The organism is Oleiphilus sp. HI0117 (assembly GCF_001635235.1).
Genome location: NZ_LWGA01000195.1, coordinates 1 through 870 on the forward strand (window position 1 = coordinate 1; position 870 = coordinate 870).

The following is an 870-nucleotide window of genomic DNA, read 5'->3' on the forward strand; positions in this document are numbered from 1 at the left end:
ACAGCGGAAAACAGACCCAGGCCCTGCTTTCGATTGGACGCTGTATCGAAACTCTATAGAGAACCCCCTTGTTTAAATGCGCCGCTGTTTAAGGTGCTTAATGATAAAGCGGGCGGGCGAAAACATTGCTTTGTGTGTGTCATTTACCGGTGGGATGCCGCCGCATATTTCGTGAGCAATAAGTTCTGCGGCGACGGGGCTTGTAAATGCGCCTTTGGAGCCGTGTCCAACGTTGACGTAAAGACCTTGATAGTAGTGTCCATAAAGATGTTTGCAGCTGTTGGCGCCAACTCGAAGTTTGGCAAAGGTCTCTTTCATTTGTTCAAAATTTGGAGCGAGCCCAACGATTGGAAGGTAGTCAGGAGTGGTGCAACGAAGGCCGGCGTTACTTTTTACATCATAGTCATTCAGGCTTTTATCTTCAGTGTTCTTATCCGAAATCCATGATGGGTTCCAGTGCTGAATTGCTTCGAAGTTCTTTTCATTGTCTTCTGCATTAGTGCTTTCATTATTTGAGTCCAAATCAAAGGTCGCGCCAAAGTGGTGCCAACCAGAAACAGATGGGCATAGGTAGCCTTCTCCTGTTAACACACACTGCGTAGATTTGATTTCCTCCCTATTCTGCTTAGATCTTATCGATGTAACTTGCCCGCGCAAGGGCTTGGTTGGCAGGTGTGCTAATTGGGGAAAACTCTTGGTGTCATTAGAGTTTGCAATGACAAGATGCCTTGTGTGAAAAAGGCCTGAATTTGTTTCTATGGTCCAGCTTGAGTCTGTATTTTGGCTGATCTGCTTCGCTTCGCAGTTGTAAAATGGCGTGATGGTAGCCTGCGACTTAGCTGGCTTATCGCTAAGTAATATTTTTGCGTA

Annotated in this window: 1 protein-coding gene; it reads right to left on the reverse strand. The window is 46.1% G+C overall.

Features of this window, described 5'->3' with window-relative positions; all coding sequences use genetic code 11:
* Window positions 1–72 precede the first annotated feature (72 nt).
* A partial coding sequence (gene mnmC / locus A3757_RS02485) for an FAD-dependent 5-carboxymethylaminomethyl-2-thiouridine(34) oxidoreductase MnmC (RefSeq protein ID WP_156506122.1) occupies window positions 73–870 on the reverse strand: 798 nt, incomplete at its 5' end.